Below are 774 nucleotides of genomic sequence, written 5' to 3' on the forward strand. Positions count from 1 at the left end.
AGAGCACCAGATCGTGCAGCATCAGCCCGTGGCGGGTGGGGTGGCGGATGATGTACGCCTGTAGCTCGGCGAAAGGGTATTCCCGCCCCTCCTTGGGCAGCACCAGCTTACCCGCCCGCCGGTCGAAGTAACCCGCCGCCAGGTCCGGCTTGCCGTCCCAGGCGGCATACAGCGCATCGCGCGCGCGGACGTAGCGCCGGGCGAGGACGAGGCCGGCGATAAGACCCGCCAATCCAAGGAGAGCAAAAGGCCCCGTTATAAACAAGCTAGAGGCTCCTTCAATATAAAGCCCCATGACAAGACCAGAACCAAAAATAAATGCTATAAAAAACCCCAACCCCGACATCCCGAAATAGAGGGTCGCCGACCCCGTCGGCTGTACCAGCACCGCCCGCTCGGCATTGATGTGGCCGTACCAGGGCGCGCCGCTGTAGACCAACGCAGCGTCCCGCGGCAGCGGACCGTGCAGCCCCAACTTCTTCAACCGTCGCAACATTAACAGGCGCCTCCCGGGCGTTCTTCTTGGCGCCGCCGCCGCTCGCCGGCCCCCGGCGGTAGGTTGGGTTGAGCCAACGGCGAAACCCAACATCCCCTAGGCGGTACCCCTGTCACGCGGTAACCCATGCCTACAACCCCACCGCCGCCAGCGTCGAGCGCAGTTCGGCGGCGTAGGCGGCGCGGGCCGCCGGTAGCCGCTCGCGTAGGTGCGGGTGCGTGCAGCGCGGGTGCGCCGGGTCGTGCTCCGGCGGAATTCCCAAGTCCGCCGCTTGCAGC

At 66.3% G+C, this 774-nt stretch carries 1 protein-coding gene; it reads right to left on the reverse strand.

Annotated elements, in window-relative coordinates; genetic code table 11:
* A partial coding sequence (locus CAI21_RS22820) for a hypothetical protein (protein ID WP_147305244.1) occupies window positions 1-496 on the reverse strand: 496 nt, incomplete at its 3' end.
* Window positions 497-774 lie beyond the last annotated feature (278 nt).

This window comes from Alkalilimnicola ehrlichii (assembly GCF_003399765.1).
In the GTDB taxonomy this organism is placed as follows: Bacteria; Pseudomonadota; Gammaproteobacteria; order Nitrococcales; family AK92; genus AK92.